Here is a 20769-nt window from a genome sequence, read left to right on the forward strand (position 1 = left end):
TCAGCGTGCCCGGCAACCGGTCCGGCTCCCCGGCATCCAGGCCGAGTGCGAGTGCGAGTGCGAGTCGGGGCAGCGTTCCAGCAGTGTACGGATCGCGGTGCGGCGCTCCGTGTGCCGGTCGCCCCGAGGCGCGGTCCCGCGCGAACGAGGGGTTCAGGACGGGCCGGTGTCGCCGTCGCCGTCGAGGAGGCCCGCGTCATGGACCAGCAGCGCGATCTGGACACGGTTGTTGAAGCCGAACTTGGCGAGAATCCGGGACACCTGGGTCTTCACCGTGGCCACGCTCAGATAGAGGGCGGCGGCGATCTCCGCGTTGGAGCGGCCGTGTCCGACGGCGACGGCCACCTCTCGCTCCCGGTCGGCCAGCAACGCGATGCGCTGCCGGGCCCGTTCGGCGCGGCCCGCCCGCTCCTCCTGCCCGGAGCCCGCGGCGCGGACCATCAGCTGACGGGTGACCGCGGGCGACAGGACGGGATCGCCGGCCGCCACCCGCCGCACGGAGTCGACGATCTGCGCGGGCGGTGTGTCCTTGAGGACGAAGCCTGCGGCTCCGGCACGGATGGCGCGGAGCACCTGCTCGTCGGCGTGGAACGTCGTCAGGACGACGATCTCGGGGGCGTCGGGGCGGCTGCGCAGCGCCTCGGTCGCGGTCAGCCCGTCCATGACCGGCATCCGGATGTCCATCAGGACCACGTCGGGCCGGAGCCGGTCGACGAGTTCGACGGCCTCGGTGCCGTCGGCCCCCTCCCCCACGATGTCGATGTCGTCGGCGCCGCCGAGCATGAGGGTGAGCCCCGCCCGTACGAGCGGGTCGTCGTCGACGACGATCAGCCGGACGGGCCGGGGCGTGGGCGTGGGCGTCGGGTCGGTCATGAGGACCACGGTAGCCAGGCCCGCACCCCGAACCCGCCGTCCGGTTCCGGTCCGTGGTCGAGGCGGCCCCCCGCGAGGGTGGCCCGCTCCGTCAGGCCGATGAGGCCCTGGCCGGATCCCGGTACGTGCTCGAAGGGTTCGGTGGGGGCCGGGTTGCGCACTTCGACGGTGATCCCCTGCCCCGGGCCGCCGCCCACCGTGACGGTCACCTCGGTGCCGGGGGCGTGCTTACGGGCGTTGGTCAGGCCCTCCTGGGCGATGCGGTAGACGGTGCGGCCGGTGGCGGCGGGGGCTGCGGCAGGGTCGGTGATGCGGTTGTCGAGGGTGACCTTCATGCCGGCCAGCCGGGATTCGGCGACGAGGGTGTCCAGCGTGGCGAGGGTCGGCTGCGGCCGGTCGCCGTCGCCGTCACGGGGGCTGCGCAGGACGCCGATGATCTCGCGCAGGTCCTGGAGTGCCTCGTGCGCGCTGTCCCGGATGACTCCGGCGGCACGTGCGACTTCGGCCGGGGGTGCGTCGGGGCGGAACTCGAGGGCGCCCGCGTGGACGCTGAGCAGGGTCAGCCGGTGGGCGAGGACGTCGTGCATCTCACGGGCGATGTCCTCGCGGGCCAGCCGCTGCGCCTGCTCGGCGCGGAGTCCCGCCTCGGTCTCCGCCCGCCTGGCGCGCTCGCGCAGCGTGACGACGAGCTGGCGCCGGGCCCGTACGACCATGCCCCAGCTGAGCACGAGCAGGACCAGCAGCAGCCCGATGATGGTGGACGCGACGAACGAGGTGGACGGGTCGGGGCGCAAATACGGCTGTACGGGGGCGACCAGCAGGGCCCCGGCGCCGATGAAGGCCACGGGGCGGAAGGGCCGGTGGACGGCCACGCTGAACAGCGCCACCAGCCAGGCCCCCGCCGCGGCCGGTTCGACGGCGGACACGAGCGTCAGCACGATCGCGAGGCCGACGGGCCACCGGCGCCGGACCCACAACGCGCAGCAGGCCGCGGCACCGGCGAGCGAGTCGACGAGGACGAAGACGTGGAGGGTGGTCTCGTCGGCCTCGACCGCGGCGACGGCCGCCAGCCCGATGCCTGCCGCGCACAGGAAGGCCGTGATGTCGACAATCCAGTCGCGCACAGTGCGGCGCATCCGGCCGCCCCGGTCGCCCGGCAGCTCGGGGTCGGCCATCGCCGAGGGCAGCAGCCAGGGGTATTCGGTGCGCGTCATATCGACAAAGCTACGCAGCCGGGGCGGGGCTTCCGGGCGTTCCGGGCCGCGCAGCGACCAAAGTCGCGGAAGCGGCGACTTTCGGACCTGCCGCGCAGACCTCTGGCCGACGCGGCACCCGTGCGCGGCCCGACAGGCTCGCTCCCATGAAGAGACTCTGCGAGACGGTCGGCTTCCTGGTCTTCGTCCAGGGTGCCGCCGGACTGCTCCATGAATGGCTCGACTGGTTCAGCTTCTTCAGCGTGGTGCAACGGGTGCCGTTCATCGGCGACTACTCGTTGTTCGCCTGCATCGTGCTGGTGGTGGCGGGGGCCGCCGTCATGATCGCGTCGGATGCGGTCAAGGAGTAGCCACGTCCGCACTGCGGCGCCCCCAGGCCGTTCCGGCCAGTACGAGCACCGCGCCCGCGACCCCCAGGACGCCCAGCCGTTCACCGCCGATCGCGATTCCGACGGCGGCGGCCCACAGCGGTTCCGTACCGAGCAGCAGGCTGACCCGGGACGGTGAGGTGCGGCGTACGGACCACATCTGCACGAAGAACGCGAAGAGCGTGCAGAACACCGACAGGAACAGCAGTCCGCCCCACTCCCGGACGCCGAACCCGGCGGCGACCGACCAGGGCGGCTCCCCGGTGCCGGGAGCGGCGGCCAGCAGAGCGAAGACGGCGACGGCGCTGCCGAGCTGGACCGTCGTCAGCGACAGCGAGTCCGCCGACTGGACGGACTTGATGCGCGCCATCAGGAGCACATGGAGGGTGCGGGCGAGTGCGGCGACCAGCATCAGCAGATCACCCGCCGAGGGGCTGGTGAATCCGCCCCCCTGGGTCAGCAGCACCACTCCGGCGACGGAGAGCCCGGCGGCCGAGAGGAAGGCCCCGGTCGGCCGGGTCCGCGTCACGGTGGCCTCGGCGAGCGGGGTGAAGATCATGGTGAGGCTGATGATGAGCCCGGCGTTGGTCGCCGAGGTGTGCACGATGCCGTACGTCTCCACCAGGAAGATCCCGCTGAGCACCAGGCCCAGCAGTCCGGCACCCCGCCACTGGGCCGCACTCAGCGCCCGCAGCCGGGACCATCCGGCGGCCACCAGGACGGGCAGCACGACGGCGAACCGCAGCACGAGGACGGCTATGACGGTCTGCGACGTGGTGATGCCCTTGGCGGCCAGATAACTGGAACCCCAGACCACCGCGACGAGCAGGACCGGCAGATCGGTGACCCACGCCCGGCGCGGCGGGGCGAGGACGGGCACGGCGACAGAGGACACCCGGAACTCCTGGTTCTCCACAGGACTGATGTGGAGACCTCACTGGCTCGCACGCGGAGCGATCACGCTACCGGGCCCCCTCCTACAATGGCGAGACCCGGGACCGGTCCGACGGCAGCCGCCCCCACCTCACGGAGTACGGAGTCGCCAGATGGCGGGAGAGCGCCAGGACGGAAGGGTCGAACGGGGCAATCGCACCCGTCAGCTGATCCTCGCCCGGGCGGCGGCGGTCGCTTCGGTCGAGGGCTTGGAAGGTCTGTCCCTCGGCCGGCTGGCCACGGACCTCCGGCTGAGCAAGAGCGGCGTGTTCGCCCTCTTCGGCTCCAAGGAGGAGCTCCAGCTGGCAACCGTGCGGACCGCCGTCGCGGTGTACGACGAGCATGTCGTGCAGCCGGCCCTCGCCACGCCCTCCGGCCTCGGACGGATCCGGCGGATGTGCGAGCGCTGGATCGCGTACTCCCAGGAGCGGGTGTTCCCGGGGGGCTGCTTCTTCTACGCGGCCATCGCGGAGTTCGATGCCCGCGAGGGCGCGGTGCATGACGCGGTCGCGGCCGCGCAGGCCGGCTGGGTCGCGTTCGTGGAACGACGGATCGAGGAGGCGCGGACGCTGGGCGAGATCCGTACGGACTGCGATGTCCCGCAACTCGCCTTCGAGATCATCGCGTTCCTGGAACTGGCCAACGGCGATTCCGTGCTCCGTGACAGCCCGGACAGCTATCCGAGGGCAGCGCGCGCGATCCTGGGCCGGCTGCGGACGGTGGCAGTTGACGCCTCGTCACTGCCGGCCGCGCTGTAGAGACCCGTACCACTCGACCCCGGCCGGGCCGGTCAGGACCGACTGGCGAAAACAAACAGCACGATCGTTCGTCCAGTTGTACTGTTACGGGCATCCGCCGCGGACGGCCGCGCCGGACCATGGAAAGGGCCACACATGCCGCACACCCTCTGGAGCACGGCTTGGCAGGACGGCCCGGCCGCCGAGCCTCCCGGCCGCGGCACCGAAGTGGTCGTCTCCGTCACCGAATTCGTCACCCACCGCCCCTGGACCACCTTCTCCGTCGGGGCGGCCGGCATGCGGCTGCGCCGCACCTGGCCGCAGACGCCCGGCGCGGTCGGCATGTGGCTGTGGGCGGACGTCGGCCCCCGGATGAACCGCTCGGGCTCGATCACGGTCTGGACGGCACGCGAACACCTGCTGGGATTCGTCGCGCGCCCCGACCACCGGCGCATCGTGCACGCGTACCAAGGCCGGGGCACCCTGCGCTCGGCCACCTGGCACACCCCGTTCACCGGCCGCACCGCGCTGCGCGAGTCCGCCTGGCGCCTGCTCTCCGGCGACGGCCCGTGGCCCGCGTCCGGGTCCTGAACCCGCTCGGCCGCACCGACTCATCCACCCCTCCCGAAAGGAACCACACCGTGGACATCGCACGGTTCGACCGGGCCGCGGTCCTGGAATCCGTCCGCGTCGTGGAGCGCGCGGCCCCCGGCGACTGGGACCGGCCCACCCCCTGCGAGCGCTGGACCCTACGGCTCCTCGTGGAGCACATGGGCGCCCAGCACATCGGGTTCGCCGCCGCCGCGCGGGGAGAAGGGGCCGACCCGTCCGTCTGGGAGCCTCGTCCGGCCGGCGAGGATCCGGTGGCTTGGTACCGCGGGACGGCCCACGCCGTCCTGGACGGCTTCGCCCGACCGGGCGTGATGGAGGGGCGGTTCACGCTCCCGGAGATCAGCACGGAGGCGACTTTCGCCGCGACCACCGCCATCGGGTTCCACTTCATCGACTACGTCGTGCACTCCTGGGACGTGGCCGCCGCCCTGGGCGTGCGCACGGCCCTCCCCCCGGCCGTCGTCGAGGCCGCACTGCCGATCGCCCTGCGCGTCCCGGGCGGGGCGCGGCGCGAGCTGCCGGGCGCGGCCTTCCGGCCGGCCCTGGATCCCGGCGACCGCGCGGTAGCCGGCGGGTCCGGCACGCTGGGACTCATCCTCACGACGCTCGGCCGATCACCGAAGTGGCGTCCGCCGCAGGGTGGTTGAAGGGACCACGCCGTCGGCTCACGTACCGGTGAGTGCCGGCTTCGCCATGGCCCTTCCTTTCGGGAACTCCTGACGATTCCCCTCCATCCGCTCCGACCCCGCACGGCCGGAACGCATCGGCCGGACCCGCCGTACCGGAGTCGGCGTCCAATTCCCGCCGGTGTCCGGTGCGCCGAAGGACTTTGCTTGGTCCTGTCAGCACGACCGGCAACGGACAGGAACCCTGATGAACAGCACCGTCAGCACGAACCGCACCGCGCTCGTCACCGGCGGCAGCCGCGGCATCGGCGCCGCGACCGCCCTGCGGCTCGCCCAGGACGGCGCCGACGTGGCGCTGACCTACGTACAGGACGAGGACGCCGCCCGCGAGGTCGTGCGGAAGATCGAGGCGGGCGGCCGCCGCGCCGTCGCCCTGCGCGCGGACTCGGCCGACCCGGAGGCCGTCCCCGCGGCGGTGCGCCGGACGGCAGAGACCTTCGGCCGGCTCGACATCCTGGTCAACAACGCGGGCATCGGCGTCCTCGGCCCGATCGGAGGCCTCACCGACGCCGATGTCGACCGGGTACTCGCCGTCAACGTACGGGCGGTCTTCCTGGCCTGCCGGGCTGCGGCCGGTGTGCTGGAACAAGGGGGCCGCATCATCTCCGTCGGTACGGCCCTGAGCCGGTACGCGGGCGGTCCCGGCTCCACCCTTTATGCGATGAGCAAGTCGGCACTGTCCGGACTGACCAAGCCGCTCGCCCGAGAGCTCGGCCCGCGCGGGATCACGGTCAATCTGGTCCAGGCCGGTGCGGTCGACACCGACATGAACCCCGCCGACGGCCCGTACGCCGCCGGGCAGCGGGCGGCGAACGCGCTGGACCGGTTCGCCACTCCGGGCGAAGTGGCCGCGATGATCGCGTACTTGGCCGGCGACGAGGCTGCGTACATCACCGGTGCGGAAATGGTCGTGGACGGTGGCCACGCGGCCTGACCGTGGCAGGGTGAGGACAATGATTCCGGCCTGAGGAGGCACTCATGTCCACACCGGGCGAAGAGGACGACCGTCCGCTGTACGAGCGGTTCGGATTCCGCATCGCCAGGCGGGGGTACGACCGCGACCAGGTCGAGGCCTACCTCACCCAGCTCCTCGGCGGCGCCCCGCCGGCCGGCAACCCGGCCTTCGAACTGGTCCGCCGCGGCTACGAGCGGGGCCGGGTCGACGAGGTCATCACCCGGTTGCACGGCGAGGCGGCGGGCCGGGGCGGTCGGTCCTGACCAGCTCGTTAGGCTGGCCGGGCAGCGATCCGCCGAGAAGGGACGATCATGCCCGCGACCCCGGTACACACCCTCAACGACGGCCGTACGCTCCCCGCGGTGGGACTCGGCACCTGGCCACTCGACGACGCCGCGGCCGAGGAAGCCGTCGCCGGGGCGCTGGGTCTCGGCTACCGGCTCGTCGACACCGCGCTGAACTACGGCAACGAGACCGGGACGGGCCGCGGCATCGCCCGCAGCGGCGTGCCCCGGGAGGACATCTTCGTCACCACCAAGGTCCCGGGCCGGCACCAGGGTTACGAGAAGACCCTCGCCTCGTTCGAGGAGTCCCGCCGCCACCTGGGGCTCTCCTACGTGGACCTGTATCTCATCCACTGGCCACTGCCGCGCCTCGATCTGTACGTGGACACCTGGCGGGCACTGATCCGGCTGCGCGAGGACGGGCTCGTGCGCTCGATCGGGGTCTCCAACTTCACCGCGGCCCACCTCACGCGGCTGGAGGAGGAGACGGGGGTGCTGCCCGCCGTCAACCAGATCGAGATGCATCCGCGGCTGCCGCAGGAGGAGCTGCGGGCCGTGCACGACGCCAAGGGCATCGTGACCGAGAGCTGGAGCCCGCTGGGGCGCGGCCGCGACCTGCTGGCCGACCCCCAGCTCGTCGCGATCGCCGCGGCGCACGGGGTGACGCCGGGCCGGGCCGTGCTGCGCTGGCACACCCAGCTGGGTGCCGTCCCGATCCCGAAGTCGGCCGACCCGGGCCGACAGCGCGAGAACCTCGACCTGTTCGGCTTCGAGCTGACACCGGACGAGCTGGCACGCATCTCCGCCGGTCCGCAGGAGCGGTTCGGCGGCGACCCCGAGGTGCACGAGGAGTTCTGAGGCGGGAGGGCGGCGAACCGCCCTCCGTTTCAGCTGGACCGCGGCTGCACCTCAGCCATACGGGACCAGCCCTCGCCCGGCACCTCGACATTGATGATCTCGGGCACCTCCGCCACCAGGTCCGCCATCGTGTCCATCGCCGCCGCGAAGTGCGCCGACTGCACGTGGGCAGCACCGGCCTCGGGGGACGCGAACGCCTCCAGCAGCACGAACTGGTCCGGGTTCTCGACGCTGCAGGACCAGTCGAAGAACACGTTCCCGGGCTCCTGGCGGGTGGCTACGGTGAATTCCTCGACGGCCGGAAGCCAGTTGTCGCGCTCGGCGGTGCGGACGGTGAACTTGACGGCGATGAAGATCATGGCGACTCCTGTGGGGGATGTGAGTGAACCCGGGCAGGGTCCCACATCCGCAACGGTATCGCCCGAATACGGACAGCCTCCGGCAGGGGCGGTCGGCCACCGCCGGGAAGCCTCCGGCAGGGGCGGTCGGGCCCTCGCCAGGAGGCCTCCGGCAGGGGCGGTCGGCCACCGCCGGGAGGCCTCCGGCAGGGGTCGGTTCAGCCGCCCAGCTCGACGTGACGGGCAGTCAGCCGCGCGGCACCCTGTGGCGTCAGCGAGCCGAAGAGGCGCAGCCGCGAGATGCCGCCGTCCGGGAAGATGTCGACGCGGACCTCGGCGGCCCGTACCGCCCCGGTCAGGACGAAGCGGTGGTTGGTGTCGGGCTGCAGCCGGGTCCTGGGCAGGATTTCGGCCCAGTCGCCACCCTCCGTGTCCCGGGCCGAAAGGCTCGCCCAGCCGGCCGAGTTGCCCTTCAGGCAGGCGGTGTCGATCTCGACGGCACGGATCTCCGCCTCTTCGACGAGGTGGTAGTGGATCCAGTCGTTGCCCTTGTCGCGCCGGCGCCGGGTCTCCCAGCCGTCGTCCATCTTGCGGGACCTGCCGGGCTGGATGGTGTTGGTCGCCGGGGAGTAGAAGCGGTCCGACGCGTCCTCGACCCGGCCGCCGTTCTCCAGCGCGACGAGGTCGAACGTGCCGAGCGCCGTCAGCCAGACGGGGTCCGGGGCGACTTCCCCGTACACCCGGAGCCTGGCTATGCCCCCGTCGGGGTGCTGCTTGACCCGCAGGTGGGTGAAGCGCTGCCCGGCGTCGACGGTGAAGCCGTTCGCCGCGTGGCCGCCGACGGCCGTGCGGGGGACGAGCGTCATCCAGGTCACGCCGGGCGCGAGGAGGTCGTCGGGGGACGGTGACCCGGGCAGCGAGACGCCTTCGACGGAGACCGCCTGCGGGTAGTTGCCACGGAAGTGGGCGGTGTCGACGACGATGCCGCGTACGACGCCCGGCGCGCCGAGGCGGACCAGCGCCCAGTCGTGGTCCTCGTCCACCGGGTGCGGCTGTGCGGCGCTCACGCCGCGACGGCGACGGGTCTCCCAGCCGTCCATGATCTTGCCCTTGTGCCCGAAGTGTTCGGGGTCGAAGTGGGCGGGCTCCGGCTTCAGGAGGTTCTCGCGCTCCGCGAAGAACTCGTCGTTGGCGGCGATCACACCCGCGCCGAGCCGCCGGTCGGCGAGGTCGACCAGGTGGGTGAAGGGGAAGTCGGCGGTGCGGTAGTCGGCGTAGGGGTCGCCGCCCCCGTACGGGTTCGCGTCGCCGGTGAAGTGCACTGTCGCCGTCATGGTCAGTTGTTCCTTGTCTGGAGGCGGCCGGTGGGCGCGGCGAGGGTGCCTTCGGTGGCGATCCGTACGCCGCGCAGCCAGGTCGACCGGACGACGCCTTGCAGGGTCCGGCCGGCGTACGCGGTGACCTGGTTGCGGTGGAAGAGTTCGGCCGGGTCGACGGTGAAGGTCGCGTCGGGTGCCAGGACGGCGAAGTCGGCGTCGCGGCCCGCCTCGATCGCGCCCTTGGCGGTCAGACCGGCCAGTGCGGCGGGGGCGGACGACATCCAGCGGGCGACGTCGTCGAGCGAGTGGCCCCGCCTGCGGGCCTCGGTCCAGATGGCGGGCAGTCCGAGCTGGAGGGAGGAGATGCCGCCCCAGGCGGAGGCGAAGTCGGCCGTCTTGAGGTCGGTGGTGCAGGGCGAGTGGTCGGAGACGATGCAGTCGATGGTGCCGTCGGCGAGCCCCTGCCACAACGCGTCCTGGTTGGCGGCCTCACGGATCGGCGGACAGCACTTGAACTCGGTTGCCCCGTCCGGGACTTCCTCGGCGGTGAGGGTGAGGAAGTGCGGGCAGGACTCGACGGTGACGCGGACCCCCTCGCGCTTGGCCGCGGCGATCAGCGGCAGTGCGTCGCTGGAGGAGAGGTGCAGGATGTGGACGCGCGCGTTCAGACGCCTCGCGTGGGAGATGAGTCCCTCGATCGCGGTGTTCTCGGCGTCGCGCGGCCGTGAGGCGAGGAAGTCGGCGTAGGCGGGACCGCCGCGCTGCGGTGCGGACTCCAGGTGGTGCGGGTCCTCGGCGTGCACGATCAACAGGCCGCCGAAGCCCGCGATCTCGGCCATCGACCGGGCCAGCTGCTCCTGGTCCAGTTCGGGGAACTCCTCGACGCCGGAGGGCGAGAGGAAGCATTTGAAGCCGAACACCCCGGCCTCGTACAGGGGGCGCAGATCCTTGACGTTCGAAGGGATGGCGCCGCCCCAGAAGCCGGTGTCGACGTGGACCTTGGGGGCCGCCACCTGACGCTTGACGCGCAGGTGCTCGACGGTGGTGGTCGGCGGGAGGGAGTTGAGCGGCATGTCGAGCAGCGTGGTGATCCCGCCGGCCGCGGCGGCGCGGGTGGCCGTGTGGAAGCCTTCCCACTCGGTGCGGCCGGGGTCGTTCACATGGACGTGCGTGTCCACGAGCCCGGGCATCAGGACGTCGTCACCGAGGTCCTCCACCCGGGCGCCCTCCGGCACCTCGGCTTCGTACGGCAGGACGGCGGCGATCGTCCCGCCCGCGACATGGACCGCGGCGGGCCGCGTGCCCTCCGGGGTGACGACATGCGTCGAGCGCAGTACCAGTTCCACGTCCGTACCCGACACCGGTGCTCCCCACTTCATGAATTCAACGAACTGTTGTTCAACGAACTGTTGAAGGAGTCTTCACACGGGAATGCGCCCCGTCAAGACCCCATCCTCCGCTCGGGACGCTCAGCCGACCACGCGTGACTCCGACCGGAGATTTCCACAGAGTAAAAGACTGATTTCGCAGTGCGGAATGTAGAGTGGGCTGTGCGCGACGCCGTACAGACCGCCGGCCCGGCCGCGGCACCTGGACGAACGGGCCCTGACCGGCCAGGACGGTGCCCTTGCGACAGTGGGCCGATCGGGAAGCGCCCGGTAGGCTGCTGCCTTGCTCTTCCGCTTCGAAAGGACCGTTGACGTGCCGCCGTCCCACGCCAGCACTTCCGACTCCAAGCCCGCCGGTTCCAGCGGCGGTGTGCAGTCCCTTGAGCGTGCCTTCGATCTGCTGGAGCGGATGGCCGATGCGGGGGGCGAGGTCGGCCTGAGCGAGCTCTCCGCGAGCAGCGGACTCCCGCTGCCCACCATTCACCGGCTCATGCGCACGCTCGTGGTGTGCGGCTACGTACGCCAGCAGCCCAACCGGCGCTACGCGCTCGGCCCGCGCCTGATCCGGCTCGGCGAGTCCGCCGCGCGACTGCTCGGCACCTGGGCCCGCCCCTATCTGGCCCGGCTGGTCGAGGAGACCGGCGAGACGGCCAACATGGCGCTGCTGGACGGCGACGAGGTCGTGTACGTGGCACAGGTGCCGTCCAAGCACTCGATGCGCATGTTCACCGAGGTGGGCCGCCGGGTGCTGCCGCACTCCACCGGCGTGGGCAAGGCACTCCTGGCGCACACCCCGCCGGACGAGGTGCGGGCCCTGCTCACGCGCACCGGGATGCCGGCCGCGACGGAGAAGACGATCACCACCCCGGACGGTTTCCTGGACGCCCTGGAGCAGGTCCGCAGGGTGGGCTACGCGGTGGACGACAACGAGCAGGAGATAGGGGTCCGCTGTCTGGCGGTGTCGGTGCCCAACTCCCCGACCTCCGCCGCGATCTCGATCTCGGGCCCGGCGGGCCGGGTGACCGAGGCAGCCACCGAGCGGATCGTGCCGATCCTCCAGCAGGCCGCGAAGGAGCTGTCCGAGGCACTGGCCAGCAGCGGGGCGGCCGGCTGAGACGCGAGGAGGGGCGGCCGGAGCCTTCGGGCTCCGGCCGCCCCTTCGCCGTATCCGCCCCCACGACGCTCAGGCCGGTGCTTGCGCCTGCGTCTGTGCCTGTGCCTGTGCCTGTGGGGTCAGCCTGCCGTCCTCCATCGTGACCGTCAGGTCCATCCGGTCCAGATGGGTCCGGTCGTGGGTGACCATGACGGTCGCCGTGGACCGCTGCCGGGTCAGCGAGACGAGGAGATCGAGCACCGCCGCGCCCCGTTCGTGGTCCAGTGCGCTGGTCGGTTCGTCGACGAGCAGGACCGCGGGGTCGTTCATCAGGGCCCTCGCGATGTTGATCCGCTGGCGTTGACCGCCCGAGAGCTGATGGGGCCGGCGGTCGGCCTTGTCGGCGAGACCGACGGCGTCGAGCAGCTCCAGTGCGCGGGCGCGGGCGGTCCGGGCCGCCCCGCCGGACAGGTGGGTCATGACCTGGAGCTGTTCCGCCGCGGTCAGGGACGGCAGCAGGTTCGGCTGCTGGAAGACGATGCCGATCCGTTCGCGGCGCAGCGCCGCCTTCTCGGCCCGGCCCAGCCCGGCGGTGTCCGTGCCGGCGACGACGACAGCGCCCTCGTCGGGGGTGACCAGGGTGGCCGCCACGGCGAGCAGGCTCGACTTCCCGGAGCCGGAGGGGCCGACGACCGCGGTGAGCGTGCCCGCGGGTACATCGAGTGCGACGCGGTCCAGTGCGGTGAGCCGTCCGTCGCCGTCGGGGTAGGTGAGCGTGACATCGGTGAGCGTGAGGGTCATCGGGCACTCCGGGGTGTGGTGCGCGGGGTGAGAGGCGGTGTGGCCGTCATCGCGCACTCCGGCGTGCGCTGCGCGGGGGTAAGAGACTGCGTGGACGTTGTCGCGCACTCCGGGATGCGGTACGCAGGGGCAAGAGGCGGCGTGGACGTCATCGGGCGCTCCCCAGTGCGGTGAGCGGGTCGACGGCGGTGATCCGCCGGATGGACAGGGCCGCCCCGACCGCTCCGAGGGCGATCATCACGGCCGCCGGGACGAGAACGGTCGACGCCTCCAGGACGAAGGGCACGGCTCCGCCGCCGACCAGCGCACCGATGCCGGAGGCGAGCGCGGTGCCCAGCCCCGTACCGATCGCGAGCATCACCACGGCCTGCCCGAGCGCGTCCCGCAGCAGATACGGCGTGGAGGCACCCAGTGCCTTGAGGACGGCGACATCGCCGCTGCGCTGAATCGTCCAGACGGTGAAGAAGGCGCCGATGACCAGGGCGGAGATGGCGAAGAGGAAGCCGCGCATCAGCTGGAGCGAGCCGTTCTCGGCCTGATAGGAACCGATGGCGGTGAGGGAGCCGTCGAGCGTGAGCGTGCTGGTGCCCGCCGCCCGGTCGCCGGCGGCCAGATCGGTCCCGCCGGTGGTGGTCAGCGCGATCACGGTGGCGTGCTCCGCGCCGCCCTCGCCGTCGGCCCCGAACCGCTGCCAGTCGGCGAGTGCCGTCCACACGACCGGCGTATGGCTGTACGAGGCGTCGCCGGCGACCGCTGCGACGGTGACCTCGTCGCCGCCGAGCCGCAGCCGGTCGCCGGCGCCGGCCGCCAGGTCCTCGGCGGCCTGCTCGGAGAGCACGACCGTGCCCGGTCCGACCGGGGTGCCCGACGGCGCCAGGCCACTGCCCGGCTCGACGCCGAACGCCGAGACGGCCGCCGTCCGCTCCCCCGCGGCGGCGTTCAGCGTGCGGATGCCGAGCGGCTGCGCCGCCTCGACCCCCGGCTGCTTCTCCCAGCTCCGCCAGGCGGTCTCGCGTACGGTCGAATTGGTGAAGGACACCGACTGGCCGTCGGGCGGGGCGGCGAACGCCAGGTGGTCGGCGTTCAGCCCCGTGACGGCCGAGGTGTTCTCCCGGGCCAGCCCGGCCGTGAGGCCGGACAGCAGGCCCACGAGCAGCGTGATCAGCACCACGACCGTGCCCATGAGCGCGAACCGGCCCTTGGCGAACCGAAGATCTCTCCATGCGACGAACATGACTCAAGCCTCGGCATTCACCGCCGCGGAAACATCGCCCGCGGGCCGGTCCCGACATCAACCTTTCGATTGACCGGCCCCGCACACCCCGCGTCTACGCTGGACGAATCATGGAAACACGTGTCCATCCCCCGGTCGCCGCAGCGCTGCGGCTGTGCCTGCATGCCCTGCTGCTGGGGCTGCTGGCGCTCGCCGCGGTCAAGGCCGTGAGCGACGACGCCCCGCACTCCGGTGCCGTCGTCGTGGTCTCGGGCGTGCTGGCCGCGGTCTACGCGGCGGGGGCACTGGCCCCGTCCGTCCAGCCCCGGACCCCGGCGGGGGCGCTCTGGCTCGCGGTGCTGGAGGCGCTCTGGCTGGTGCTGCTCACACTGTCGCCGGACGCGCTGTGGCTGGCGTTCCCGCTCTACTTCCTCCAGCTCCACCTGCTGCCGATCCGCTGGAGCCTGCCTGCCGTGGTGGTGACGGCGGCGGCCGCGATCGCCAGTTTCCTGCTGCACGGCGAGCCGGTCACCCCCGGCACGTTCATCGGCCCGCTGCTCGGGGCTGCCGTCGCCGTCGCCACGGTCCTCGGGTACGACGCGCTGTTCCGCGAGAGCGAGCGGCGCCGCGAGCTCATCGAGGAGCTCGTCTCGACCCGTGCGGAGCTGGCCGAGGCCGAGCGCACCGCAGGGACGCTCGCCGAACGTGAACGGCTGGCCCGCGAGATCCACGACACCCTCGCGCAGGGCCTCTCCAGCATCCAGCTGCTGCTGCGCGCCGCGGAACGCACCCTTCCGGCGGACGCCCCCGCCGCGGCCCATGTCCGCCAGGCACGCGAGGCCGCCCAGGACAATCTCGCCGAGGCCCGTCGCTTCGTGCGCGCCCTGACTCCGCCCGACCTGGAGAACGGCTCCCTGGCCGCCGCCCTGGAACGCCTCTCGGCCCGCACCACCACTCCCGCGCTGACCGTGAGTTTCGCCGTCAGCGGCACCCCGGTGGAGCTGCCCACGCCGTACGAGGTGGCGCTGCTGCGTACCGCGCAGTCGGCGCTCGCCAACACGGTGCAGCACGCCGACGCGCGGCGTGCGGAGATCACCCTGAGCTTCATGGACACCTCGGTGGCGCTGGACGTGGTCGACGACGGCCACGGCTTCACGGACGACTCCGCCGTGAGCACGGGCACCGGGACGAGCGGCTTCGGCCTGCCGGCCATGCGGTCCCGGGCCCGTTCGCTGGGCGGCACCCTGAGTGTCGAGTCGGCGCCCGGCCAGGGAACGGCCGTCGCCCTGACCCTGCCGCTGCCTCTCCCCGTCGGCCGGACCGGACAGGACGCCGCATGACGCCTCCGATCAGACTGCTGCTCGCCGACGACCACCCGGTGGTACGGGCGGGCCTGCGGGCCGTACTGGACACCGAGCCGGACTTCCGTGTCGTCGCCGAGGCCGCCACCGCCGAACGGGCGGTGGCCCTGGCGGCGACCGGTGAGTTCGACGTCGTCCTGATGGACCTGCAGTTCGGTGCGGGCATGCACGGTTCGGAGGCCACCGCCGCGATCACCGCGGCGCCGGACGCGCCCCGGGTGCTGATCCTGACGACGTACGACAGCGACGCCGACATCCTCGCGGCGGTGGAGGCCGGCGCGGCGGGCTATCTGCTCAAGGACGCCCCGCCGGAGGAGCTGGCCGCCGCGGTGCGTACGGCGGCGGCCGGCCGCTCCGCCCTGGCGCCGGCCGTCGCGCACCGGCTGATGGACCGCATGCGGATGCCGGCCCAGGCGCTCACCAAGCGCGAGCTGGAGGTGCTGCAACTGGTCGGCGAGGGGCTGTCGAACCTTCAGATCAGCAAGAAGCTCTTCCTCAGCCAGGCGACGGTGAAGTCCCATCTGGTGCACATCTACGCCAAACTGGGCGTGGACTCGCGCACCGCGGCCGTCGCCGCGGCGACGGCCCGCAGGCTGATCCGCCGCTGAGGCCACCGAGGTGGGCCCCCGCCCCTCCCCGGCGGCTCCGTCGTCGCGGCGACGCACACACCAGCGGCGTGCCGCTCACACGTCAACGGCGCGGCAGCCCGCGCATCAGCGGCGCGGCGGCTCGCCGAACAGATCGACCGCGATCCGTACGTCCCTGAGTGCCGACGCCAGCGCGCTGACCGAACCGACCGCCCCGGCGATCAGCAGCAGCGACCGGCGGAGCCGGGGAATCTCGGGCGCGCCACCGGCCGCCATCGAGTCCAGCGCCGCCAGCTCGTCCTCGGCGATGGCGCGGTCGGGGAACTCCGCCGGATGTCCGGCCAGCTCCCGGCGGAGCCGGGCGACGGCCGTACGCAACTCCGTCACTCTCGGGTCCTCGTCACTGCTGGTCACCCGCGCCTGCCCCACGCTCTTCAACAAAGCACTCCCCCTCGCACATCTTTGTGCCGGTGTTTCGACCAAGCCCCGAACCGTGGTCAAGTGTCCGGGGGTGCGGGCAAGTTAACGCCATGACAGGTGTCGGGCGCCACTCCGCGGACGGAACTCGGAGTGTCCCGCACATTGACGCGGGCGGGCGGGCCGGGTCGGCCCGTGCGGGAACGCTCCGTCTGGGGTATCCAGGCGGAATGACAAGCACACCGCACGCTCCCTCCTCACTCTCCCCGTCCGCCTCCCCCGTCATCGCCGGGCTGCTGCTCGCGGCGGGCGGCGGGCGGCGGCTCGGCGGGCGCCCGAAGGCCCTGCTGAAGCACCGCGGCCGCCTGCTGGCCGACCACGCGGTGCGGACGCTCCGGGCGGGCGGCTGCGGGCCGGTCCAGGTGGTGCTGGGCGCGTCGGCCGACGAGGTGCGGGCAAAGGCGGATCTGTCGGGCGCCGGGTCGACGGTCAACCCTGCGTGGACCGAAGGCATGGGCTCCTCGCTACGGGCGGGGCTCACCGCCCTCACCGGTACGGGTGCGGACGCGGTCGTCGTCCTCCTGGTCGACCAGCCCGGCATCGGCGCCGAAGCGGTGGCCCGGGTGCGGGCGGCCTACCGCTCGCGGACGAGCCTGGCGGCGGCCTCGTACGGCGGAGAGCGCGGCCATCCGGTGCTCTTCGGGGCCGATCTGTGGGCGGACATCGCGGCGGGCGCGGTGGGCGACCAGGGGGCCCGGGCGTATCTGCGGGCGCACCGCGATGCGATCACGCTCGTCGAGTGTTCGGATGTGGCTCAGGCCTACGACATCGACACGGCGGAGGACCTCTCCCACCTTGAGTGAACGTACTGGCACGCTGCGCCAGGAGGCTCCCACTTCTGTCGCCCCGGAGAGTCTCGACATCAACAAACCATTGAACTTCCACCATGAGGAAACTACTATCCACTGGTCAGAAGCCCTCTGCACCTCGGACGGCGCCCACGGCCGCATCCCGGATGCCATGGCACGCCGTGCCATTTCAGGCGACCCGGCGGCCGTGAGACGTCGCCCGCACCGCCCGCTGAAGGAGTGACAGCTCATGTCCGCACCAGCGCCGTCCTCGCTGGCCATCGTCGATGCCGAGCCCCTGCCCCGGCAGGACGAGGTCCTCACCCCCGCGGCCCTCGCGTTCGTGGCCGAGCTGCACCGCCGGTTCACGCCCCGGCGCAACGAACTGCTCGCCCGACGCGGTGAGCGCCGCGCCGAGATCGCCCGCACCTCCACGCTGGACTTCCTGCCGGAGACCGCCGCGATCCGTGCGGACGACTCCTGGAAGGTCGCACCGGCGCCCGCCGCGCTGAACGACCGCCGGGTGGAGATCACCGGTCCGACCGACCGCAAGATGACCGTCAACGCCCTGAACTCGGGCGCCAGGGTCTGGCTCGCCGACTTCGAGGACGCCTCCGCCCCGACGTGGGAGAACGTCGTCGTCGGCCAGCTCAACCTGATCGACGCGTACAACCGCGCCATCGACTTCACCGACCCCAAGTCCGGCAAGTCGTACGCCCTGAAGCCCGCCGACGAGCTCGCCACGGTCGTCACCCGCCCCCGCGGCTGGCACCTGGACGAGCGCCACCTGCGGCTCGACGGCACCCCGGTGCCCGGCGCGCTGGTCGACTTCGGCCTCTACTTCTTCCACAACGCGCAGCGCCTCATCGACCTCGGCAAGGGCCCGTACTTCTACCTGCCGAAGACGGAGTCCCACCTGGAGGCCCGCCTCTGGAACGACATCTTCGTCTTCGCCCAGGACTACGCCGGCATCCCGCAGGGCACGGTCCGCGCGACCGTGCTGATCGAGACGATCACCGCCGCGTACGAGATGGAGGAGATCCTCTACGAGCTCCGCGACCACGCCTCCGGGCTGAACGCCGGCCGCTGGGACTACCTCTTCTCCATCGTCAAGAACTTCCGTGACGGCGGCCCGAAGTTCGTCCTGCCCGACCGCAACCTGGTCACGATGACCGCCCCGTTCATGCGGGCGTACACCGAACTCCTCGTCCGCACCTGCCACAAGCGCGGCGCCCACGCCATCGGCGGCATGGCGGCCTTCATCCCGTCGCGCCGGGACGCCGAGGTCAACAAGGTCGCGTTCGAGAAGGTCAAGGCCGACAAGGACCGCGAGGCGCACGACGGCTTCGACGGCTCCTGGGTCGCCCACCCGGACCTGGTCCCGATCGCCCTGGCCTCCTTCGACGCGGTCCTCGGCGAGAAGCCGAACCAGAAGGAGCGGCTGCGCGAGGACGTCTCGGTGGCGGCGGGCGATCTGATCGCCATCGACACCCTGGACGCCGAGCCCACGTACGACGGTCTGCGCAACGCCGTCGCGGTCGGCATCCGCTACATCGAGGCGTGGCTGCGCGGCATGGGCGCGGTCGCCATCTTCAACCTGATGGAGGACGCGGCCACCGCCGAGATCTCGCGCTCGCAGATCTGGCAGTGGATCAACGCGGACGTGGTCTTCGAGAACGGCGAGCACGCCACGGCGGAACTGGCCCGCAGGATCGCGGCCGAGGAACTGACCACGATCCGCGCCGAGATCGGCGACGAGGCCTTCGCCACGGGCAAGTGGCAGCAGGCCCACGACCTGCTGCTCCAGGTCTCCCTGGACCAGGACTACGCGGACTTCCTGACGCTGCCGGCGTACGAGCAGCTGCGCTGACACCCCAGGCGCAGGCGACCGCCCCCCGGTGCCGACGGCACCGGGGGGCGGTCGCATCGTGCATCCGGTCCACCTGATTCCCGTTCGGTTCAGTCCGTCCGGTGCGGTCCGGCCCGGTCCAGGATGATCGGATTGGTGAGCGCCGCCATGTGCCCTTCGCGATGGCGTACCTCGATACGGACGAACGCCGAATCCGCCGCGCCGACGTGCCACTCCACGGCACCCGGTCCCGAGCGGGTGAGCGACGTGCGGTGCACCCTTCCTCGCTCGGTGTGAAAGCTGACCGTGCCCGACGGCACACCGCTCACCTCCGCTCTGGCCACGGCCGGCTCATCGCCGGCTTCCAGCCGTTCACCGATCCCCGCGCTCCGGTCACCCGCAGAGACCGTGAACGACAGCTCGACTGCGAGCGATCCGGCGATCCAGGTCCGGCCCGCACGGATCCCGGCGAGAATCTCGTCGGGGCTCAGGTCCTCGGCGAGCACGACCGTGTGCGGGACGCCCATCTGGTCCTTGAGGTGGGTGTCGCTGTTGCCGATCGCAGGCCGCCACCGTCCCTGATGGATGTCCGCAGCCAGGGTCCGCCCCCATTCGGCCAGGGCCGCCTCATTGTCCGCCTGCCACGGCACGTCCGAACTCCACTGCCCGTTCCACACCTCCACCGCATCGAACCCCTGGAACGGGTACATGAACGTGCCGGAGGGGTACGGCGCGTGGGGGTGGGCGGCGACGCAGAGCCCACCGGCCCGGTGGACCTCGTCCAGATGCCGGTCGATCACGTTGTCCCGCACGCCGTAGCGCCACTCGACCACGTGCCCTGAAGGGATCCCCAGCGCGAGCCAGTGCCCGGTCCGGGTGACGACCTCCTGGCCCAGGATCACCAGCGGATCGTCGCCGCCGTGCCGGCTCCAGGCGCCGTGCGTCACGGCCGTGTTGTGCTCGGTGGCCGCGAGGAAGTCCAGCCCCACCGCCCGCGCATCAGCCACGAGCCGCTCCGGCGTCAGCTCGCCGCCGTTCGAGACCGCCGAGTGCACATGGCAGTCACCTCGGTACCAGCCGCGCCCCCGGCCTGCCACCGGCTCCGGTGAGGATTCCGACTTCAACACGTATTCCCCCTGCCGTCTCATGAAGAAGATCGCACGAACACCTGACCGGTTCCTGTGAAATCATCCCCGCGTCGGCCCTCGGCCCGTCACGCATCGACCCGGAGGAGCACCGCGCCCCATGCCCGTGCATTCGCTCGCCCACTCGCCGCTCTCCACCACCGTGGTACAGGAGTTGCTGGCGATGCCCGCCATGCAGACCGTCCCCGAGGAGGAGTTCGACGGGTACAGCGAGAAGGAGCTCGGCTGGGCCTACACCTGTCTCGTCAGCGACGCGGTCCTCACCAGGCACCACCACGTCCTGTGGTACGAGGGCAACCCCTTGGGCGACCCGGAGTGCACGCTGATCCTGACGTTCGGTGAGGCGTACCCCGTCGATCCCCCGGATCCCGATGAATACGGCCACGACTCGCTCGTCGAGCTCGTCGAGGACTGGGCCGGACTGCCGGGCTGGGTCCTTGTCGAGGCGCCCTCCGAAGCGGAGTGCGACGCCGTGCTCGACCGGGCGGCGGATGTCGTCGCCACCGAGCTCGGTCCGCCGCTGCGCACGCTGCGCTCCGACGGAGGGCTCAGTCTGGGACCCCATCTGCGGTGCCGCATATGGCGCATGGGCGAGCACGGCGTCGTGCTCGCCCCGCGCGAGGACGGCGGCCCCTACGGCTACCTGACCCACCTGGTCCTGACCGTGCACCCCTGGCCGGCGGGCGAGGAGCTGCCCGTCACGGACGAGGACTGTCTGCGATGGGTGCGGGACCGCATCATCCTGTGACGGTGTGGGCGAGCGGCCGCCGGAGCCCGGCGCACCTCGCGCTCGGCCGGCGGGCGTCGTCTTCTTGTACAGCGCCACGTACTTCTCCAGCGCGGCGACGTTCTTCGGGTCGTTGAGCGTCGTCTTGTCGCCGCTCCAGAAC

Annotated in this window: 23 protein-coding genes; 13 read left to right on the forward strand and 10 right to left on the reverse strand. The window is 71.9% G+C overall.

The window, feature by feature from the left end; genetic code table 11:
- Positions 1-153: 153 nt before the first annotated feature.
- Both ABT025_RS23110 and ABT025_RS23115 read right to left on the reverse strand, forming a co-directional pair.
- Positions 154-873 carry a response regulator gene (locus ABT025_RS23110; RefSeq protein WP_350997538.1) on the reverse strand — a complete coding sequence of 240 codons (720 nt, stop codon included), beginning with the start codon at positions 871-873 and terminating at the stop codon, positions 154-156.
- On the reverse strand, positions 870-2087 hold the full coding sequence (locus tag ABT025_RS23115) for a sensor histidine kinase (protein WP_350997541.1): 1218 nt from the start codon (positions 2085-2087) through the stop codon (positions 870-872). Before ABT025_RS23115 ends, ABT025_RS23110 begins: the two co-directional genes overlap by 4 nt.
- Before the next feature lie 146 nt (positions 2088-2233).
- On the opposite strand from ABT025_RS23115, the gene ABT025_RS23120 reads away from it, so the two are divergent.
- On the forward strand, positions 2234-2437 hold the full coding sequence (locus ABT025_RS23120; protein WP_350997544.1) for a hypothetical protein: 204 nt from the start codon (positions 2234-2236) through the stop codon (positions 2435-2437).
- Here the strand turns inward: ABT025_RS23120 and ABT025_RS23125 are convergent.
- Positions 2427-3350: a DMT family transporter gene (locus ABT025_RS23125; protein ID WP_350997547.1), complete on the reverse strand. Its 924-nt coding sequence runs from the start codon at positions 3348-3350 to the stop codon at positions 2427-2429. The genes ABT025_RS23120 and ABT025_RS23125 overlap by 11 nt on opposite strands.
- A 151-nt stretch (positions 3351-3501) precedes the next feature.
- Here ABT025_RS23125 and ABT025_RS23130 point away from each other — a divergent pair, with 151 nt between their 5' ends.
- From ABT025_RS23130 to ABT025_RS23155, 6 genes are all read left to right on the forward strand, one after another.
- A complete protein-coding gene (locus tag ABT025_RS23130; protein ID WP_350997549.1) occupies positions 3502-4146 on the forward strand; it encodes a TetR/AcrR family transcriptional regulator in 645 nt (214 codons plus the stop codon).
- Positions 4147-4281: 135 nt separating this feature from the next.
- The gene (locus ABT025_RS23135; protein WP_350997552.1) at positions 4282-4716 is read left to right on the forward strand and encodes a hypothetical protein; all 435 of its coding nucleotides are present in this window, start codon (positions 4282-4284) and stop codon (positions 4714-4716) included.
- A gap of 50 nt (positions 4717-4766) precedes the next feature.
- Positions 4767-5384, forward strand: coding sequence for a TIGR03086 family metal-binding protein (locus tag ABT025_RS23140; protein WP_350997555.1), 618 nt, complete (start codon positions 4767-4769; stop codon positions 5382-5384).
- A 226-nt stretch (positions 5385-5610) separates the two neighbouring features.
- Positions 5611-6357 (forward strand): SDR family NAD(P)-dependent oxidoreductase, encoded by a 747-nt coding sequence (locus ABT025_RS23145; RefSeq protein WP_350997558.1) that lies wholly within the window; start codon positions 5611-5613, stop codon positions 6355-6357.
- Between the two features lie 44 nt (positions 6358-6401).
- Positions 6402-6641, forward strand: coding sequence for a hypothetical protein (locus ABT025_RS23150; RefSeq protein WP_350997561.1), 240 nt, complete (start codon positions 6402-6404; stop codon positions 6639-6641).
- A gap of 48 nt (positions 6642-6689) precedes the next feature.
- On the forward strand, positions 6690-7520 hold the full coding sequence (locus ABT025_RS23155) for an aldo/keto reductase (protein ID WP_350997564.1): 831 nt from the start codon (positions 6690-6692) through the stop codon (positions 7518-7520).
- Positions 7521-7549: 29 nt separating this feature from the next.
- Here the strand turns inward: ABT025_RS23155 and ABT025_RS23160 are convergent, their stop codons facing one another.
- From ABT025_RS23160 to allB, 3 genes are all read right to left on the reverse strand, one after another.
- A complete protein-coding gene (locus tag ABT025_RS23160) occupies positions 7550-7879 on the reverse strand; it encodes a putative quinol monooxygenase (RefSeq protein WP_350997567.1) in 330 nt (109 codons plus the stop codon).
- A 197-nt stretch (positions 7880-8076) separates the two neighbouring features.
- Entirely contained in the window at positions 8077-9192 is a 1116-nt protein-coding gene (alc, locus tag ABT025_RS23165; RefSeq protein WP_350997570.1) for an allantoicase, read from the reverse strand.
- Positions 9193-9194: 2 nt separating this feature from the next.
- Positions 9195-10538, reverse strand: a complete 1344-nt coding sequence (gene allB / locus ABT025_RS23170) for an allantoinase AllB (protein WP_350997603.1) — start codon at positions 10536-10538, stop codon at positions 9195-9197.
- A gap of 340 nt (positions 10539-10878) precedes the next feature.
- Here allB and ABT025_RS23175 point away from each other — a divergent pair, with 340 nt between their 5' ends.
- A complete protein-coding gene (locus ABT025_RS23175; protein ID WP_350997573.1) occupies positions 10879-11679 on the forward strand; it encodes an IclR family transcriptional regulator in 801 nt (266 codons plus the stop codon).
- A gap of 69 nt (positions 11680-11748) precedes the next feature.
- Here the strand turns inward: ABT025_RS23175 and ABT025_RS23180 are convergent, their stop codons facing one another.
- Positions 11749-12459, reverse strand: a complete 711-nt coding sequence (locus ABT025_RS23180; RefSeq protein ID WP_350997575.1) for an ABC transporter ATP-binding protein — start codon at positions 12457-12459, stop codon at positions 11749-11751.
- A 148-nt stretch (positions 12460-12607) separates the two neighbouring features.
- On the reverse strand, positions 12608-13693 hold the full coding sequence (locus tag ABT025_RS23185; protein WP_350997577.1) for an ABC transporter permease: 1086 nt from the start codon (positions 13691-13693) through the stop codon (positions 12608-12610).
- 110 nt (positions 13694-13803) lie between these two features.
- Here ABT025_RS23185 and ABT025_RS23190 point away from each other — a divergent pair, with 110 nt between their 5' ends.
- Both ABT025_RS23190 and ABT025_RS23195 read left to right on the forward strand, forming a co-directional pair.
- Positions 13804-15012 (forward strand): sensor histidine kinase, encoded by a 1209-nt coding sequence (locus tag ABT025_RS23190; protein WP_350997579.1) that lies wholly within the window; start codon positions 13804-13806, stop codon positions 15010-15012.
- On the forward strand, positions 15009-15641 hold the full coding sequence (locus ABT025_RS23195) for a response regulator (RefSeq protein WP_350997582.1): 633 nt from the start codon (positions 15009-15011) through the stop codon (positions 15639-15641). Before ABT025_RS23190 ends, ABT025_RS23195 begins: the two co-directional genes overlap by 4 nt.
- Positions 15642-15746: 105 nt before the next feature.
- Here the strand turns inward: ABT025_RS23195 and ABT025_RS23200 are convergent, their stop codons facing one another.
- Positions 15747-16061: a DUF5955 family protein gene (locus tag ABT025_RS23200; RefSeq protein ID WP_350997590.1), complete on the reverse strand. Its 315-nt coding sequence runs from the start codon at positions 16059-16061 to the stop codon at positions 15747-15749.
- 206 nt (positions 16062-16267) lie between these two features.
- On the opposite strand from ABT025_RS23200, the gene ABT025_RS23205 reads away from it, so the two are divergent.
- Entirely contained in the window at positions 16268-16900 is a 633-nt protein-coding gene (locus ABT025_RS23205; protein WP_350997592.1) for a nucleotidyltransferase family protein, read from the forward strand.
- 235 nt (positions 16901-17135) lie between these two features.
- Positions 17136-18755: a malate synthase A gene (gene aceB, locus ABT025_RS23210; RefSeq protein WP_350997595.1), complete on the forward strand. Its 1620-nt coding sequence runs from the start codon at positions 17136-17138 to the stop codon at positions 18753-18755.
- A gap of 89 nt (positions 18756-18844) precedes the next feature.
- On the opposite strand, the gene ABT025_RS23215 is transcribed toward aceB, so the two are convergent.
- The gene (locus ABT025_RS23215; protein WP_350997598.1) at positions 18845-19861 is read right to left on the reverse strand and encodes a CehA/McbA family metallohydrolase; all 1017 of its coding nucleotides are present in this window, start codon (positions 19859-19861) and stop codon (positions 18845-18847) included.
- Between the two features lie 118 nt (positions 19862-19979).
- Between ABT025_RS23215 and ABT025_RS23220 the strand changes: the two genes are divergently transcribed.
- Positions 19980-20627 carry a hypothetical protein gene (locus ABT025_RS23220; RefSeq protein WP_350997606.1) on the forward strand — a complete coding sequence of 216 codons (648 nt, stop codon included), beginning with the start codon at positions 19980-19982 and terminating at the stop codon, positions 20625-20627.
- Positions 20628-20769 lie beyond the last annotated feature (142 nt).

This window comes from Streptomyces sp. NPDC002809, from assembly GCF_040295435.1.
Lineage (GTDB): Bacteria > Actinomycetota > Actinomycetes > Streptomycetales > Streptomycetaceae > Streptomyces.

What these genes read in the sequence shown, in the direction of transcription:
- ABT025_RS23110 (WP_350997538.1), bottom strand. Translation starts at nt 873, where the DNA reads ATGACCGACCCGACGCCCACGCCCACGCCCCGGCCCGTCCGGCTGATC.
- ABT025_RS23115 (WP_350997541.1), bottom strand. Translation starts at nt 2,087, where the DNA reads ATGACGCGCACCGAATACCCCTGGCTGCTGCCCTCGGCGATGGCCGAC.
- ABT025_RS23120 (WP_350997544.1), top strand. Translation starts at nt 2,234, where the DNA reads ATGAAGAGACTCTGCGAGACGGTCGGCTTCCTGGTCTTCGTCCAGGGT.
- ABT025_RS23130 (WP_350997549.1), top strand. Translation starts at nt 3,502, where the DNA reads ATGGCGGGAGAGCGCCAGGACGGAAGGGTCGAACGGGGCAATCGCACC.
- ABT025_RS23135 (WP_350997552.1), top strand. Translation starts at nt 4,282, where the DNA reads ATGCCGCACACCCTCTGGAGCACGGCTTGGCAGGACGGCCCGGCCGCC.
- ABT025_RS23145 (WP_350997558.1), top strand. Translation starts at nt 5,611, where the DNA reads ATGAACAGCACCGTCAGCACGAACCGCACCGCGCTCGTCACCGGCGGC.
- ABT025_RS23150 (WP_350997561.1), top strand. Translation starts at nt 6,402, where the DNA reads ATGTCCACACCGGGCGAAGAGGACGACCGTCCGCTGTACGAGCGGTTC.
- ABT025_RS23155 (WP_350997564.1), top strand. Translation starts at nt 6,690, where the DNA reads ATGCCCGCGACCCCGGTACACACCCTCAACGACGGCCGTACGCTCCCC.
- ABT025_RS23160 (WP_350997567.1), bottom strand. Translation starts at nt 7,879, where the DNA reads ATGATCTTCATCGCCGTCAAGTTCACCGTCCGCACCGCCGAGCGCGAC.
- alc (WP_350997570.1), bottom strand. Translation starts at nt 9,192, where the DNA reads ATGACGGCGACAGTGCACTTCACCGGCGACGCGAACCCGTACGGGGGC.
- ABT025_RS23180 (WP_350997575.1), bottom strand. Translation starts at nt 12,459, where the DNA reads ATGACCCTCACGCTCACCGATGTCACGCTCACCTACCCCGACGGCGAC.
- ABT025_RS23185 (WP_350997577.1), bottom strand. Translation starts at nt 13,693, where the DNA reads ATGTTCGTCGCATGGAGAGATCTTCGGTTCGCCAAGGGCCGGTTCGCG.
- ABT025_RS23190 (WP_350997579.1), top strand. Translation starts at nt 13,804, where the DNA reads ATGGAAACACGTGTCCATCCCCCGGTCGCCGCAGCGCTGCGGCTGTGC.
- ABT025_RS23195 (WP_350997582.1), top strand. Translation starts at nt 15,009, where the DNA reads ATGACGCCTCCGATCAGACTGCTGCTCGCCGACGACCACCCGGTGGTA.
- ABT025_RS23205 (WP_350997592.1), top strand. Translation starts at nt 16,268, where the DNA reads ATGACAAGCACACCGCACGCTCCCTCCTCACTCTCCCCGTCCGCCTCC.
- aceB (WP_350997595.1), top strand. Translation starts at nt 17,136, where the DNA reads ATGTCCGCACCAGCGCCGTCCTCGCTGGCCATCGTCGATGCCGAGCCC.
- ABT025_RS23220 (WP_350997606.1), top strand. Translation starts at nt 19,980, where the DNA reads ATGCCCGTGCATTCGCTCGCCCACTCGCCGCTCTCCACCACCGTGGTA.